The organism is Desulfolutivibrio sulfodismutans DSM 3696 (assembly GCF_013376455.1).
In the GTDB taxonomy this organism is placed as follows: domain Bacteria; phylum Desulfobacterota; class Desulfovibrionia; order Desulfovibrionales; family Desulfovibrionaceae; genus Desulfolutivibrio; species Desulfolutivibrio sulfodismutans.
On the sequence record NZ_CP045504.1, the window covers coordinates 805,809 to 821,657 of the forward strand.

A 15,849-nucleotide genomic window follows, 5' to 3' on the forward strand; every position below is an offset into this window, starting at 1 on the left:
CGTTGGACTTAGGAACCGCCATGGGTCTTGCCGCTTTCGACGACTTTTTTTCCGGCCACGCCCGCCGGTATCTTCTGGCCGCCATCGAACTGGCCCTGTCCGAGGACGGCCCGGACCTGACCTCCCTGGCGGTTTTTTCACCCCAGGACATCCTGCGCGCCCGCATTGTGGCGAAAGAGGACAGCCTGGTGGCCGGACTGCCCATCGTGCCCCTGGTGCTCTCCGCCCTGGGGGCTCTGGCCGCCTGCGACCTAGATTTCCCCGTGGACGAAGGCGCCCGCGTGGACCGGGGAACGGTGGTCTGCCGCCTGACGGGACCGGCCGTGGCCGTGCTTAAATCCGAACGGGTCATGCTCAACTTCATAAGCCACCTCTCGGGCATCGCCAACCTGACCGCACGCTACGTCGCGGCCCTGTCCGGCACGAACACCCGCCTTCTGGACACCCGCAAGACCCTTCCCGGGCTCAGGTATCCTGAAAAATACGCCGTCACCGTGGGCGGCGGCGTCAACCACCGCACAAACCTGGCCGACATGCTCATGCTCAAAGACAACCACATCGACCGGGCCGGGGGCATCCCCCAGGCCATGGCCGCCTTGCGTAAAGCATACGAAAACAGTATGGAAATAATGCCGCCGGTTGAGATCGAGTGTCGCAGCCTGGAGGAAGTGGTCCAGGCCGTGGCTGAAAATCCCGCCCGGATCATGTTCGACAACATGGACCCGCCCACCATGCGCCGGGCCAGGGCCCTGGTTCCGCAGGGCATCGAGACCGAGGCCAGCGGCGGCGTGGACCTGGATTCCATCGCGGCCGTGGCCGCATCGGGCACGGACTTCGTGTCCGTGGGCCGCATCACCCACTCCGCGCCCGCAGCGGATTTCAGCATGCAACTCGAGAGCATCCCCAGAGCATGAACACCACCATCTCCTCCGTCATCGACCGGCACCGTCGCCGCCTGGGCGACCGGCTGGCCATCCTGGCCCACCACTACCAGCACGACGACATCGTCCGCCACGCCGACCATGTCGGCGACTCGCTGGAGCTGTCGCGCAAGATCGCCGACCTCACCGCCGAATACATCGTGTTCTGCGGGGTGTTTTTCATGGCCGAAACCGCCGCCATCCTGGCCGCGCCGGGACAAAAGGTGCTCATCCCCGACGCCAAAGCCGCCTGCGTCATGTCCGACATGGCCCCGCACGAACTGGTGGCGGTCATCAGCCGGAATCTGCGCTCCACGGGCCGCACGGTGGTTCCCCTGACCTATGTCAATTCCTCGGCCCGGGTCAAAGCCGTGTGCGGCCGCCTGGGCGGCTCGGTATGCACCTCGGCCAACGCCGACACCATGCTCGCCTGGGCGCTTGGCCAGGGGGACGGCGTGCTCTTTCTGCCCGACCGCATGCTTGGGGCCAACACCTGCGACCGGTTGGGCATCCCTCCGGAAAAACGGCACATCCTTGACATCCGCCGCCACGGGGCGTTGATTGACCACCAGGCCGCTGCGGCGGCCGACGTGCTCCTGTGGCCCGGGCGGTGCGTCATTCACGACAAATTCACCGCTGAGCGCATCCGGGCCGTGCGGCTGGAGCACCCCGGGGCCTTGGTGGCCGTGCATCCCGAATGCCCGCCCGAGACCGTGGCTGCGGCCGATGCCGCCGGAAGCACGTCGTTTCTGATCCGGTATGTGGAAAACGCGCCGAAAGGGGCCACGATCTTTATCGGCACGGAAGAGAACCTGGTTTTGCGGCTGGCTCAACGGCACGCCGGGGAAAAGACCATCCTGCCGCTTCGGACCAGCCGGTGTTCGAACATGGCCAAAATCACAGAGGAAAAACTCGCGGCGCAACTGGCCGACATCGAATCGCAACAGCCGGTGGCCGTTCCAGACGAGGTTCGCGAACCGGCCAAAACGGCTGTGACCCGCATGCTCGACGTCTGCGCCAAACGGATGAACCCATGAGTTATTACCGTATCCGCACCCAGGCCCTGGTGGTGGGCTCCGGACTGGCCGGCTGCACGGCCGCCCTGACCCTGGCCGACAGCGGCCTGGACGTTCTGCTTTTGACCTCGGGCGAAACGCTCGACGACGGCAACAGCGCCCTGGCCCAGGGTGGCATCGTCTACCAGGGACAGGACGACCCGCCCAAACTCCTGGAGCGCGACATCCTGACCTGCGGATGGAGGCACAATTCCCAGCGCGCCGTCACCTTCCTGGCCCGAAAAGGCCCCCTGGTGGTCAAGGAAATGCTCATTGACCGCCTGCACATCCCGTTTAACCGCAAATCGACCAACAACGGCTTCCACCTGACCAAGGAAGGCGGCCACAGCGTGGCCCGCATCCTCCACACGGCCGACCAGACCGGCAAGACCATCATGGACGGGATGATCGAGGCCGTCGCCGCCAACCCCAAAATCACCGTGCTCACCCGGCGCACGGCCGTGGACCTTTTGACCACCCAGCACCACGCCGGGCTTCTGGAATACAAATACCAGTTGGTGAACCAGTGCCTGGGAGCCTACGTCTACGACGAGACGGCGGGCGTGGTGGAGACCATCCTGGCCGATTTCACGGTGCTGGCCACGGGCGGCGTGGGGCGTGTCTTTTTGCACACCACCAATTCCCGGGCCTGCATCGGCTCGGCCCTGGCCATGGCCTACCGGGCCGGGGTGCGGACCATGAACCTGGAATACATCCAGTTCCACCCCACCACCCTCATGCACCGGGCCGATCGGCGCTTTCTCATCACCGAGGCCCTGCGCGGCGAGGGGGCCAAACTGGTCAACGCCCAGGGCGAGGCGTTCATGAAGCGCTACGACCCCCGGGCGGACCTGGCCCCGCGCGATATCGTCACCCGGGCCATTCTCGAGGAGATGCTGCGCACGGACGAGGACCGCGTCTATCTGGACGCGGCCCATCACGTCAAAAACCTGCGCGAATACTTTCCCACCATCTACGAGAAGTGCAAATCCATCGGCATCGACATCACCACCCAGCCCATTCCCGTGGTTCCGGCAGCGCACTACTTCTGCGGCGGCATTCTCACCGACGTGCATGGCCGCACCAGCATGGAGCGGCTCTACGCCGCCGGGGAATGCGCCTGCACGGGCCTGCACGGAGCCAACCGCATGGCCAGCACCTCGCTTCTGGAATGCCTGTTGTGGGGGTACAGCGTGGGGCATGACATCGGCCACCGCTGCGCCAAGAACATGGCCATTAGCCGCAAGCTGGCCGACTGCATCCCGGACTGGGTGGGCGCGGGCCAGAACAAAAACGAGGATCCGGCCCTGATTTCCCAGGACTGGACCACCATCCGCAACACCATGTGGAACTACGTGGGCATCAACCGTTCCGCATCCCGGCTCATGCGGGCCTTCGAGGACTTGCGGGATTTAAACAAGCATCTGCACGACTTCTACCGCGAAACCCCCCTGAGCAAGCCCATCATCGACCTCTTCCACGGCTGCCAGGCGGCCTACCTCATCACCCTGGCGGCCATGCGCAACAAGAAGTCCCTGGGCTGCCACTACCGGGTGGACTGATCGCCAACCGGGCGCAACGCCTGAAAAATCCTCCCACCCACGCATAAAAAACGGCCACCGGAAACGGTGGCCGCATCATTTTCGCGCCGCGCCCTGTGGGGCCGCAGGGTCCGCCCGCTTCAATCCAGGGGGGTCTTGACCTCGGGATCCAGGCTCTTGGCCTGGGCAAAGTCCTCTCTGGCCTTGGACTCCTCACCCATCGCAGACCAGACCCGGCCCCGGTTGTTCACGAATTCCGCATCAGCGGGCACAAGCCTCACGGCCATGTTGTAGTTGGCCAGGGCGCTTTCCAGGTTGCCCTTGGCGAACCATGCCGAGCCCCGGTTGTTGTAGGCTGCGGCGTCAGCGGCGTCGAGATCGATGGCCCGGGTGTAGTCGGCGATGGCCTCGTCGTAGCGCCCCATGCCGAAAAGCAGATTGCCGCGATTGAAACGGATCACGGCCTGATCCGGCGCCAGGGCCAGGGCCTTGTCATAATCCTTGAGGGCGTCGGTAAACTTCCCCATGGCGGCCAGGGCCTTGCCACGGGCGGCAAAGAGCAGCCCCCTGGACACGGCGCCAAACCCGGCGTCCTCCACGGCCCGGGCATAGCCTGCCACCGCCTGGTCCAGATCGCCCTGCTCTTCGGCGGCCATGGCCTGTTTGGCGTCGTCAAACCCGGACGCGCGGCCGTTTGCCGCCCACAAGACGACAAGGGCCACGGCCGCGAGCGCGCCCAGGCGGCATCCCCGCACCAGGCTGACCGGGATCTCGCGCCACGCTTCGGTCATTCCGGATCATCCTTTTTAGTGAAGGCCGGTATTTCAAGTTCCTGGTCGATGCGGTCGGCATCGTCTGCGGAATAGCGGACGATGTTGCGCAGATGGTAGAAGGCGGTTTCGTCCATACTCTCAAAATCGATGGCCGTTCCGGCCTCCACGCTGCGCACGATGCGCGCGGCGATGCGGAAACGGATCTCCTTGGTCAAGACAAACAGCACGACGCAATCGGCCCCTGGCGTCAACTTGGGGTCGAAGCTTAACAGCACGCCCTTCATGCTGATGTTTTGGGTATGCACGAGGATTTTTTCATCGCCAAGGATCACGTAGGCCTCAAACTCCGCCTCAACCCTGCTGCGGCGTCGCTTGTTATCGTCCATGGGATCTCCTCACGGGATGGGCAACGTGGTGGTCCCGGCGGCCTTTGCGCGGCGGGACACCGCACGGATGCCGGTTCGCGCCGCACATGGGCCGACGGACATGCCGACAATTCCGACTCAAAAACCAAACAAACGCGAAGCCCGGCCGGTTGTCAACCGCAGGGGCCCTGGGGAAGAAAAAATAGTGCGGACGACTCCGTGACCAGCGCCAGGACAGACGTGCCTTCATGTATATAACCTGATAAATACATTGATGTTTTCAGAAAAGATACTGGAATAGCCCCCGCTTGCCGTGTTGACTTCGAAGATCATCCCCTCTAGCATTTCAATGGAACCAGACATGTCCCCATGTATTCGGGAAGGATACCTTTCCGGGGCCATTGCAAGGCCACCGGCCCACACCTTGCCTATCTTATCCGGAGGAGATCATGCGCATCTTTTTTCGAACCTGCCTCTCGCTTTCCGCAGTCTTCATGGTCCTTGCCCTGTCTCTCCCCGCCCAGTCCGCCCGGAAGGCTCCCGCTGCAAAGGTGGTCGATCCCAAAGCCCTGGCCATCTATGAGCAAGCCTGCTCGTATATGGCCGGACTCAAAGGATACGCCTTCAAGGCCGATATCCTCGTGGACCTCGTCTATGATGGGACGGCAAAGATACAGATGGCTCGGACCATGGACGTCACAGTGCAACGCCCCAACGCCTTCAAGATCGTGACCATCGGCGACGACGTCTCCGCCACCTCTGTTTACGATGGAAAGACCTTCACCCTGGCCTTAGACGACAGGAGCCTCTACAATCAACTGCCTGCCTCGTTGGACAACGACGCACTGGTCGATCTTTTGAGCGAAAAATACAGCCTCGACTCACCCCTGGGCGACATGCTTCGCAACGAGACCTGCGCCAAGGTGGACTATCTTTCCCTCACCTCTCTCGGCATGGGCTTTGTCGGACAGACACGCTGCCACCATCTGTTCTTCCAGGGAACCGATATGGATTGGCAGTTGTGGATTGAAGAGGGTCAAAAGCCCCTTTTACGCAAAATGGTCATCACCGAGAAATTCATGCCGCTGGCCCCCCAGTTTTCAGCCGTTTTGAGGGACTGGCAGTTTGCGGACTACGCCGCCTCGGTCTTTGCCTTCACGCCAGCGCCGCATTTCACCCGTGACGAAAACATGTTCATGCACCTGAAGCTGGAAAGGCAAGGGGGCGGACATGCCGTCAAGTAATCCGTCACGTACACGACGCCTGGGATTTCTTGGCCTTGCCGCATTGCTTGCCCTGGCCCTGGTCCTGAGCGGCGACTGGCTCACCCCCTTGCTCGCCGATGCGCGCGGCGGCGGCCGCGGCGGCGGAGGCGGAGGTGGTCGCGGCGGCGGTTTCCAGGCCCCGCGCGGCAACGTCGGACGGCCCGGCGGCCCTGGCGGCCCCGGAAACGTCGGACGGCCCGGCGGCCCCGGCGGTCCCGGCAATATCGGACGGCCCGGCGGTCCTGGCGGCCCCGGAAACGTCGGACGGCCCGGCGGCCCTGGCGTCCCCGGCGGTCCCGGCAATATCGGACGGCCCGGCGGTCCTGGCGGCCCCGGAAACGTCGGACGGCCCGGCGGCCCTGGCGTCCCCGGCGGTCCCCCGCCCCGAGGCCAGGTCGCCCGCCCGCCCGCTCCCGGGTATCGCCCACCGGCGCCAGGGCGCCCCTATCCGGCGCCTGTGCCGGTTCCGGTGCCCGTGCCGGTTCCGCCACCCTACTACGGGGGGTATTACGGCCCGTCGTCCGGCAGCGTCGCCGCCGGAATCGCCATCGGGGCTATGCTGACGGTCCTGCCGGCAACGGCCATCGCCATCTCCAACTCGGCGAATCAGACCATCTACCGGGACGGCGGCCAGTGCTTCCTGGAAACCTATGATGGCGGCGCAAAGGTCTACAAGGCCATTCCCTGCCCCTAATTCGCCGCCAAGCGCACAAACGCCCTCCGGCGGCACGGATTTTCCCCGTGCCGCCGGACAGAGCGGTCATCCCGCAAACACCACGAACCCGGACATGACGGGCCAAGCGCGCCGGATGCGGCGCACGCCCTCCCCTCACGCCAGGAAAGATGAAATGCCGACTAATCGTCCTCGTTTTCAGGAAGGATCATGACCACCACGTCGTCGATCTCGGAGAGCTTGCGCAAGGTCCGTTGATCCTTGGCCCCGCCCGACAGAAACATGGTGCCGCTGAAGCGTTGCGTGAAGTTTTCCTGCAACTCCTCGGGACGGACATACCGCAGTTTGCCCGCCGAAATCATGAGCATGTTGCCCTGGCCCTTGGGATTGGGCACCAGGATGCACTTGCGCCCCTTGATACGGCCTCCCCGGATGAGCCCCCGGACGGCCTGCAGGAGTTGCTCCTCGTCCACGGGCTTGGGCAGGACGACATCGCCCCCGGCCTGGCTCCGATAGGGATAGGCGGACAGCACCACCACGGGGATGTTTTCGGTGGCCGGATTCTCCCGAAGGCGGCGTATGGCCTCGCTGCCTTCCATGCCCGGCATCATCAGATCCATGACGATGCACCGGGGCAGCATTTCCTCGGCCGCCGCAAGCGCCGACTGGCCATCCCCGACGGTGACAATGCGAAATCCGTCATCCCGAAAAAGCTGTTCCAGATAGTCGCGGATACCCGGACTGTCATCCACGGCGAGAATGAGCGGATCGGCTTCGTCGCCGCCGTCCGAGGGCACCCCCGTGAGAATTGCCCCATACCCGCTGCGTGACGGCTGTGCGGCAGGCAGGCGGAACTTGAACGCGCTGCCCTGGCCTGGTTCGGATTCGACCCAGATGCGGCCGCCGTAATGCTGGATGATTTCCTTGCAGATGGCCAGCCCAAGCCCTGTCCCCTCGGAATTCCCTTCGGCGCTGCACCGCTCAACTTGCTGGAATTTATCGAAAACCTTATGCAGCGACTGGGGTGGGATGCCCCTTCCGGTATCTGCGACCTGAATCTCGACGAATGCGTCGTCGATGCTGGCCGCCGACACCGTGACCGAGCCCGCGTCGGTGAATTTGGCGGCGTTGGACAGCAGGTTGACCATGACCTGGAGCATGCGGTCCATGTCTACGAAGACCTGCGGCAGCCCCTCGGCCACATGGGTTCGCAGCTCCACCCCGGGTTTGGCTTCAAACTGCCCGCGCACGGCATGGCAGGCATGGAGCACGAAATCGGTCACCGGGATAAGCTTGTCGCGCCACTCGACCCTTCCGGCCTCGATCTTGGTCAAATCCAAAAAGTCGTTGATCAACCGCGTCATGCGCTCCCCTTCCTGGGTCATGACCTCCAGGTTGCGGGAAATGCGCTGGCTGAACTTCAAAAGCGAAGGGCTGTCGCCGACAAGAGGGGCGAAGCGTTCGGTAAAGATGCGGCCGGTGATCTTGGCAAACCCCAGAAGCGAGGTCAGCGGGGTACGGAGTTCGTGGGAAACGGAGCTCAAAAACGCCGACTTCATTTCGTCGAGGTGTCGCAGTTGTTGATTGGAATATTCAAGTTCCTCGTTTTTGCGGACCAGTTGGCGGGTGCGCTTGCGGACCATGAACTCCAGTTGCGCGTACCGCTTGACCAGGGTGGCCACGAGATCGGTCTGGGTGATGAGACCCAAAAGTCGGCCAGAATCGTCGGTGACGGCCTGGTGTCTGACGCCGAGGCTCTCCATCCTGGCCACGGCCTCGAAGGCGTAATCGCCCGGGCTGACAGAGGAGACCGGTGCGCTCATGACCTCCCGGACAACCCGTGTCCCGGCCGAATGGTCGAAGGAGACCAGCCGGGTCAGGTCGCGCTCGGTCAGGATGCCGAGAGGCCTGTCCCCTTCGACCACGAGCACGCAGCTGAGGCCGCGCTGCCCCATGATCCGAAGGGCCTCACGGACGGTCTGATCCGGCCCCACGGTCAGGACATCGCGGGTCATGACCTCGCCCACGGTCTTCATTTCGGACAGGTATTCCTCGCCCAGGCGGCGCATGAGGTCGGAAAAGGTCTTGACCCCCACGGCCCGGCCCTGCTCGTCCACAACCACCAGATGGCGGATGTTTTTCCCGCACATCAGGGAATAAGCCGCAAACATATCCTCATTTTCAGAGATGGTGACCACGGCCGCGCTCATGACATCGCGGACCTGATAGCCTGTGACGTCGCCACCGACCCGTTCCAGAAACCGGGCCAGATCGCGCTCGGTCAGGATGCCGACAGGCATGCCGCCCCGGGTGACCAGAAGGCACGAGATATTGTTGCGCCGCATGATTTCGGCGGCATCGACGAGAGGGACGTCCTGTGAGGACGTAATGACGTGGGTCGGCACGATTCTTATGGTCTCTTCACTTCCCATGGTCCTCCCAGCGTAGAACATTCTACACCCGGTCGGCGTGAGAAAATATGCCTGGGAAGCAGGCTCTCACTCTCTACGCGCCTTTGTCGCCCAATTCAAGCCTCGCTTCTGGCCGACGGCAGGATTTCCCAAACGACTTCGGACGCCACGCTGCAGCTGAAGTGAAAATCCCAATTATTTCATAGTATTGAGACAATTCATCAAGGTCATTCGCAGAGGTCTTTCACCCAATAGCGGTTGCCGCCCGTGCATTTCGCCTCTTCCAGACCAATCGAAAAGGCCACGTATTCGCAGCAATATTTTCTCGACGATAAACCTGCCTTGGTGTAGACGTAATGCAGAACCCTCTTCGATGTATTTCAAATATGCACTTTCCCGTTTCGCCTGTACAATGCCATGATTTATATAGGAACTCATGTTGAATCGACGCTGTAAATTCCTTTACGCTGGTGTTGCGGCCCTTTCCATATGGTCCTACGTGATCTATTTCTCCTATGGGCACACGCTGGGAATCCAAAGAGAAAGCCTGTACTTACAAGCTGTTACAGAAGCCAGGATCGCTTTTGAAAAAGATCTCGCCTATCGGCTCTGGAACGCCCGGCTCGGAGGCGTCTATGCGGAAGAATCGGACCTTGCGCCTCCGAATCCCTATCTGGATATCCCCAATCGAGACCTGACCATGCCCTCGGGCCAAAAGCTCACCATGGTCAATCCGGCCTATATGACCCGCATGGTCCATGAACTGATGGCCGAGGGGACAGGCCTCAAAGGACACATCACGAGTCTTACCCCAATCCGCCCGCAAAACGCGCCTACGGAATGGGAGGTCAAGGCCCTGCAATCCTTTAGCAATGGTGTAAAGGAAGTCCATTATTTGGATAGTGAGAAGGATGAGCCGGTTCTTCGTTTCATGCGGCCCATGTTCGTGGAAAAGCCCTGCCTCAAATGCCACGCCAAGCAGGGATACCACCTCGGCGATATCCGGGGCGGCATCAGCGTGACCGTGCCCATGGAGCCCTTTGACCGGACGTTCGCGGTTTTCAGCAGCCAAGAGCAAAACCTGCATGTCATGATCTGGGCGTTTGGAGTCGGCTTTCTGGTCATCGTGCTTGCCGCAGTATGCTATCTTGATCGTCGGCGCAAATCCTCGGAAGTCGCCGTGCGAAGAAGCGAGGAACGGTATCGCTCCATTGTCGAGGAACAGGTTGATCTTGTGAGCCGATTTGTCCCGGACGGGACGTTTGTCTATGTCAATCAAGGCTATTGCCACTTTTTTGAAAAAAGCCGCGAGGCGCTGGTTGGCACGAAGTGGCACACGATTGTCGAGGGAAACGACATTCCCTGGATACAGGAAAAACTTTCGCGCCTTAGCCCGCAATCGCCGATTGTGACCATTGAAAACCGCGTCATGAACTCCAAAGGCGACGTGCGCTGGGTGCAGTTCTCCAACCGCGCATTCTTTGATGATGCGGGAACCATTGTGGAGATTCAGTCGGTGGGTCGTGACATCACCGAACGCAAGCTCTCCGAGGAGGCCTTGCAAGAGGCCAAGTCCCAGGCCGAAGCGGCCAGCAGGACAAAATCGGAATTTCTCGCCAACATGAGCCACGAGATACGCACCCCGCTCAATGGCGTCATGGGAATGCTCCAGCTTATCGAGGCGACGCATCTTGATGACGAGCAACGCGAATACGCTCATCACGCCCTCACGGCCGCCAAACGGCTGACGAGACTCCTCACGGACATCCTTGACCTGTCGAAAATCGAGGCAGGCAAACTGAGCCTGCGGGCCTCGCAGTTCGACCTCCGGACAGTCGAACAATCGATCATGGACCTCTTTGCCATGGCCGCCAGGGAGAAAGGCCTCGGGCTCACGTTTACCATCGACGGGAAGACCCCGGCGACCCTGATCGGCGACGAAGCACGTTTGCTGCAAGTGCTTTTCAACCTCATCGGCAATGCGATCAAATTCACCGACCATGGAGACATCGCGGTGGGAATCTCCCCGTTGCCGTTCACCGGGAACGCGTCATGCCGCATCCTGTTTACGATTTCCGACACCGGCATCGGCATTTCCGAGGAACATGCCCAGGCCATTTTCGAACCGTTTGTCCAGGGCGAGAACGCGTATGTCAGGAGCTACCAGGGGGCCGGGCTCGGTTTGTCGATCGTGCGACGACTGGTCACCCTCATGGGCGGTGAACTTGCCCTGGAAAGCACGCCAGGCCAAGGGTCGACGTTCTCTTTTTCTTTGCCCTTCACTCTCCCCGTCGAAAAGACGTCCGGACAAACCGACACCGAGCAGGACCGTGAGCCTGCCGCCGGATTCTTCAAAATCCTCGTTGTCGAAGATGATGCCCTAAGCAGGCTCTCCATCGTGCGCTTGCTGCAACGGCATGGGCATGCGGCAATTGCCGCCAATGACGGCCAGGAGGCCCTGCAGCGGCTCAAGGAGCAGGACTTCGACATCATCCTGATGGATGTCCAGATGCCTGTCATGGATGGCGTCAAGGCGACCAACGCCATTCGTACCTCTCCGGAATTCAAAGAAAAGTCCACGATCCCGATTATTGCGATGACGGCTTACGCCATGGCCGGGGACAAGGAAAAATTTCTGGCCGCTGGCATGGACAGCTACATTTCAAAACCAGTCGATATGGAGATTCTCAAAGAAGTCATGGCCAGGGTGATGAAAAAGCCGCCCACCCAGGCATAAGTCCGTCCCAAGGCGCCCCCTTCCCCATTCTATCATCATGGCGGAACCCCGCCCTCGCTGCCCCCTCCAGGAACTGAAGGGCCGCTTGGCAAGTTCATGGCGGCCAGGCCATCGATCCCCGAAATGATGCGGAGACTGGCAAAGACGGTGCGCCCCACTCCCCGGCCTGCTGGTGCAAACCGCGATCCCGATATGTTTCGGTTTGCCTTCCCACAGCGCCTCTGGCCTTTCCGCAGTTTGACGGAATATCGCGATTTGTTTGCCGGGCAGCGCCCCTCCACGGAGACATGCCCCGGGTAGTTTTATAATTATAAGGAAGTACGGCATGTTCCAAAAAAGGAGCACTGGCATGATCACTGCTCATTGTCCGGCAACACCATATGCAGCACAACCTTGAGGAGAGAAAACTATGAACGCCATTCGCACCGCATGTATCACCCTGACCGTCGTCGTCGGGATCGCTTTGACCAACCAGGCCCAGGCCTTCGACCTCTTCGGACTTCTCGACGCCCCCGACGTGGACACGACTGGCTCCCTTTTGGCGATCAGCAACGAACCGACCTATTTGGGAAACCCCTTAACGATCAGCAACGAACCGGTCTACAAGGGAAATCCTCTGACAATCAGCAATGAACCCGTCTACAAGAACACGCCCAGGCTGTCCGGAACGACCAGCATCATTCGACGCTAACAATTCATGGCATGTAACAACACACGAGTGGAACGCTGATACAGCGTTTCACTCGTGCGTGATTGCGCACTGAATGGTTCATGGCGATATATTCGACTCGCATCGTCGCCGGAGAGAAGTCAGGATCGGGATGCTCGGAAATATCTTGCCCCGTCCACTCGGCGCCGCCTGGAATCCATCAGCCATCCGCTCTCCAGACCGGCGTGAGAGTATCCTCGCAGCACTATCCGTATATCTCTCCGGCGCCAAAGGTCTTCCCCGTATCCTCAACAGCCAGCCGTTGCACACATACCATGAAGCATAACAATGGGTTGCGGAAAATGTGCAATATTTTGCTTGCACATACATATATCCTTCTGTATTAAAAAAAATGATTCACATTTCTACAGGAATGCTTGCGATTGAATGATTGAAAGTCCGTAATGGAGTGAATTTTCGATTCCCCGTTCACCCAGACACATACCATGAACTCCAGCAAGGAGAACCGGCATGCACCACGTCAGGATGATCATTTCGCGTGGCTTCAGATCGTTCCCAAAGATGCTGCTGTTATCCTCATTCGTTACAATGTTTTTTCTGTATTCCATGGTCGTATCGGCCCAAGCTTATAAATTGACCGTGACCGGCATTTCCACCTGCTACAACGACACGGCGCAGATCCCCTGCCCGGCATCCGGCCAGGATTTCTACGGCCAGGATGGAAACTATCGCATGGGTACGGCCCTGTCCTATACGGCAAACGGCGACACCATAACCGACCAGGTCACGGGACTCATCTGGCAGGCCGGGAATCAGGCAGGCATCCTCAACTGGGACAATGCCGTTTCCTATTGCGAGAATCTCGATCTGGCCGGACAGACGGACTGGCGGCTGCCCACCCGCAAGGAACTGCTCAGCATCACCGACGACGGACGCGTGGAACCGGCCATCAATCCGACTTTTCCCTGTGTCAACAACCTGTATTGGACCATCTCCAAGGATGGAGATCCCTATACCGCCTATCGCTATTCCGTTGATTTCAATGCCGGGCAGTGGGGAAAGTCATACATGTCCGTGGAAAATAACGTCCGTTGCGTCCGGGGGGGCTCCATCCCCGAATCCGTCTATGTCAATAACGGCGACGGCACGGTCACGGATTCCACCACCGGACTGGTTTGGGAACGGGCCGGAAGCGACGCCAACATGACCTGGAAGGACGCCCTGGCCTATTGCGAGAATCGGGACACGGGGGGCAAGACGGAGTGGCGGTTGCCCAACAAAAAGGAGTTGGAGACCCTGATCTTTGACTCGGCCGACGAAATGCCCATCTCGCCGGAATTCATCGAGCCCGCCCCCGGCCGCCGTTACTGGAGCGGTTCGCCCTATGTCTGTCCCCGCGCGGAGTCCTGGCGAGTGGATTTCGACGCCGCCAAGGCGAGCTACTACGGGAATCTCCGGTACTACATGTATTATGTCCGTTGCGTGTACAGCGGGGGAACATCCGCATCGACGGTCCCCGCCAATTCACTACTTCTTATCAACAACTGATCACATGCACGATTCCGCAGCATAACGTCATGCTGCTGGTCATCTGCCCGGTTCCGGCATGAACAGGCCTTTCGGTGCGCGGCTGCGGCGCCCTCGGGAGGGGATCACTCGCCGTTTAACAGTAAAAGCCCCTGTGGAACGGATGCGGCCAGGGGACCAGAGCCTCCTTCATAGGCATAGACCCACTCGCCGAAACGGATGACATTCGTCAATTGCGAGTACCCTATCCAAAAATACCCCTGCTCACCCCAGGTGGTGTTCCAGCTGTTCTTGCACAAGAAGGCGCTCTTGCTATCATCCCAGCCAACGACCAAGACAAAATGTCCGCCCCGATACGTTCCGGACACCTGCTCGTACACCCCTGCGGTGTAGTCATAAAAGTCGGAATAAATCACCATGCGGGCCACGACCGGCCCAGAGACGAACACCGCCGATTTGATCACGTCCGGAGTGGTGAGCTGGCCGGAGTTGGCATAATTCCAGGACGCAAACGTGTAGGGCGCCAGTTCCCAATTGGCGCAGGCATTGTCGCACTCGCCCATCGTGTTGGCATAGGGATAGCAGGCTTCCGTGCTTGTTCCGGTATCGCGCAAATAATTTGAGGACATGCTTGCAGTTCCCGAGGTGCAATCGCCGGCTCCGGAGCAGGACAGAGGGATTTGCTCGGAAAGATCGAGGTTCGTCCCCGGACGGTTGTAAACCCGCAACAGTTTCGATTCCAGGGCCGCCACCGGAGCGAACACATAGCAACTGCCGCAGGTTTTCTGGTCACGCACGGGCGTCACATAATTTTTCCCATCATAGTTCCGCCAGTCCAAGGCGGCAGGCAGCTCTGCGGCCGGAAGCGGGGCGCGTCGTCTAGGCACGGCCCCTTCGCCCTGCTCCGGCAGGCCGCCAGCCAACCGCGCCTTCTCCTCCGGCGTCAAACGGGAGACAGAGGTTTCCCCGGCCGTCCATGAAAGGTTCTTTTCGGCTATCAGACGCTGCAGTTCCGGCAGGGTAAGATCCTGCGCCATGGCCGGATGCGCCAGGATACTGCAACACACGCACAACAGGAATTTTCTCAGTATGGCTTGACTGAACATCAGACATCTCCAGGGTTGCCGTTTTCCTGGGCACCAGACCCAAAGCCGCCTCGCAGCATTGAACGTTCACATTCCGAAGAGAAACGAAAAACACCATGACCTCTTGGACTTTGGTCAAGCAGCGTTCCGATCTCTCCACCCATCCCGATCATGGCCAAGCGCCGCCTGGACATCCGTCTTTCGTGCAACGCCGCCGCCTGTCCCTCGTGTTGCGCCCCTTGGAAAATACGCCCCGCTAGCCACCGGCAAGCTTGGCCGAATACCCGAGTTTTTTCAGTTCGAGAACCAGGATATCCCGATGGTCGCCCTGAATCTCGATGACGCCGTCCTTGACCGTACCGCCTGCGCCGCAGCGTTGCTTCAGTTGTTTGGCCAAGGCTTCGAGCTTCTCCGCCGACAGGGGAACGCCCGTTATGCAGGACACGCCCTTGCCTTTGCGGCCCTTGGTCTGCCTGGATATCCGCACGATCCCGTCGCCTTTTGGCGTACCCGGCGTCCTGGAGCAGGCGCAACGGGAAACAGGGTGACCGCAGCCGGGGCACATCTTGCCCTGGTCGGTGGAATAGACCAGACAGGAATTCTTCCGTTGGTGCACTGCCATACAATTCTCACGCCCAGGTTGCCGGAGGCGGGTTTGATCGTCCAAAGATTCCTGAAATCCAACTACACTGGATGGGGATTGCAGATCAAGACCCATGGGCTGCCGGAGGCTTTAAAAAACACCGGCAGACGCCATGCGCCCCCTTTTTCGAACAACCTGCGGGCGCAAGCGAAAAACCTCGCCTGCATGATCGATCCCACGGAAG

Annotated in this window: 13 protein-coding genes; 8 read left to right on the plus strand and 5 right to left on the minus strand. The window is 60.4% G+C overall.

Annotated features, from left to right (window positions below; translation table 11 throughout):
- Positions 1-20 precede the first annotated feature (20 nt).
- Genes nadC through nadB form a run of 3 tightly spaced genes read left to right on the plus strand, consistent with a single transcriptional unit; the run spans position 21 to position 3,537 of the window.
- Positions 21-914: a carboxylating nicotinate-nucleotide diphosphorylase gene (nadC, locus tag GD606_RS03805; protein ID WP_163300609.1), complete on the plus strand. Its 894-nt coding sequence runs from the start codon at positions 21-23 to the stop codon at positions 912-914.
- Positions 911-1,957: a quinolinate synthase NadA gene (gene nadA / locus GD606_RS03810; protein WP_163300610.1), complete on the plus strand. Its 1,047-nt coding sequence runs from the start codon at positions 911-913 to the stop codon at positions 1,955-1,957. The genes nadC and nadA overlap by 4 nt, the downstream gene beginning before the upstream one ends.
- Entirely contained in the window at positions 1,954-3,537 is a 1,584-nt protein-coding gene (gene nadB / locus GD606_RS03815) for an L-aspartate oxidase (protein WP_163300611.1), read from the plus strand. The genes nadA and nadB overlap by 4 nt, the downstream gene beginning before the upstream one ends.
- A gap of 119 nt (positions 3,538-3,656) precedes the next feature.
- Here nadB and GD606_RS03820 read toward each other — a convergent pair whose 3' ends face one another.
- Complete coding sequence (locus tag GD606_RS03820) at positions 3,657-4,307, minus strand: tetratricopeptide repeat protein (RefSeq protein WP_163300612.1); 651 nt, start codon at positions 4,305-4,307, stop codon at positions 3,657-3,659.
- Positions 4,304-4,675: a PilZ domain-containing protein gene (locus tag GD606_RS03825; protein ID WP_163300613.1), complete on the minus strand. Its 372-nt coding sequence runs from the start codon at positions 4,673-4,675 to the stop codon at positions 4,304-4,306. The genes GD606_RS03820 and GD606_RS03825 overlap by 4 nt, the downstream gene beginning before the upstream one ends.
- Positions 4,676-5,103: 428 nt before the next feature.
- Between GD606_RS03825 and GD606_RS03830 the strand changes: the two genes are divergently transcribed.
- Together GD606_RS03830 and GD606_RS03835 are read left to right on the plus strand one after the other, a co-directional pair.
- Positions 5,104-5,898 (plus strand): DUF2092 domain-containing protein, encoded by a 795-nt coding sequence (locus GD606_RS03830; RefSeq protein ID WP_163300614.1) that lies wholly within the window; start codon positions 5,104-5,106, stop codon positions 5,896-5,898.
- Between the two features lie 496 nt (positions 5,899-6,394).
- Complete coding sequence (locus GD606_RS03835) at positions 6,395-6,613, plus strand: hypothetical protein (protein WP_163300615.1); 219 nt, start codon at positions 6,395-6,397, stop codon at positions 6,611-6,613.
- 161 nt (positions 6,614-6,774) lie between these two features.
- On the opposite strand, the gene GD606_RS03840 is transcribed toward GD606_RS03835, so the two are convergent.
- Positions 6,775-9,024, minus strand: coding sequence for a CBS domain-containing protein (locus GD606_RS03840; protein WP_163300616.1), 2,250 nt, complete (start codon positions 9,022-9,024; stop codon positions 6,775-6,777).
- 415 nt (positions 9,025-9,439) lie between these two features.
- Between GD606_RS03840 and GD606_RS03845 the strand changes: the two genes are divergently transcribed.
- The 3 genes from GD606_RS03845 (at position 9,440) to GD606_RS03855 (ending at position 13,958) form a co-directional block, all read left to right on the plus strand.
- Entirely contained in the window at positions 9,440-11,740 is a 2,301-nt protein-coding gene (locus GD606_RS03845) for an ATP-binding protein (RefSeq protein ID WP_163300617.1), read from the plus strand.
- 409 nt (positions 11,741-12,149) lie between these two features.
- Entirely contained in the window at positions 12,150-12,431 is a 282-nt protein-coding gene (locus GD606_RS03850) for a hypothetical protein (protein ID WP_163300618.1), read from the plus strand.
- Between the two features lie 489 nt (positions 12,432-12,920).
- The gene (locus GD606_RS03855) at positions 12,921-13,958 is read left to right on the plus strand and encodes an Lcl C-terminal domain-containing protein (RefSeq protein WP_176629194.1); all 1,038 of its coding nucleotides are present in this window, start codon (positions 12,921-12,923) and stop codon (positions 13,956-13,958) included.
- A gap of 104 nt (positions 13,959-14,062) precedes the next feature.
- Here GD606_RS03855 and GD606_RS03860 read toward each other — a convergent pair whose 3' ends face one another.
- Complete coding sequence (locus GD606_RS03860; protein ID WP_163300620.1) at positions 14,063-15,043, minus strand: C1 family peptidase; 981 nt, start codon at positions 15,041-15,043, stop codon at positions 14,063-14,065.
- A gap of 235 nt (positions 15,044-15,278) precedes the next feature.
- On the minus strand, positions 15,279-15,740 hold the full coding sequence (locus GD606_RS03865) for a translation initiation factor Sui1 (protein WP_309550387.1): 462 nt from the start codon (positions 15,738-15,740) through the stop codon (positions 15,279-15,281).
- Positions 15,741-15,849 lie beyond the last annotated feature (109 nt).